Source organism: Rhizobium sp. CSW-27 (genome assembly GCF_018760785.1).
Taxonomy (GTDB): Bacteria; Pseudomonadota; Alphaproteobacteria; order Rhizobiales; family Rhizobiaceae; genus Neorhizobium.
Window position 1 is genome coordinate 1 of record NZ_JAHHZO010000088.1, and the last position, 286, is coordinate 286.

A 286-nucleotide genomic window follows, 5' to 3' on the forward strand; every position below is an offset into this window, starting at 1 on the left:
GGCTCGGTGGAGCTTGCCGATGCGCTGAGCACGTCTGACGGTTCCGTCGAGGTGACGGCCGAGGCGGATATTGTTGTTGCCGCCACGGGTTCCGTTGCCGGCGCCAACGGCGTGTCTCTGACGGCAACGACGGGTGATCTGACGCAGGCGTCGGGTTCGCTGATCGATGGCGGCACGGGTGACGTGACGCTGTCGGCGGGTACGGATGCCAAGCTTGGCCGTGTGACGACCGCGGGTGCGGTGTCTGTCTCGGCCCTCGCCGGTGCGGTGGAGCTTGCCGATGCGC

At 68.2% G+C, this 286-nt stretch carries 1 protein-coding gene; it reads left to right on the top strand.

The features are described from left to right. Positions 1-286: hypothetical protein (locus tag KLP42_RS26735; RefSeq protein ID WP_215571173.1), on the top strand; the 286-nt coding region annotated here is incomplete at both ends.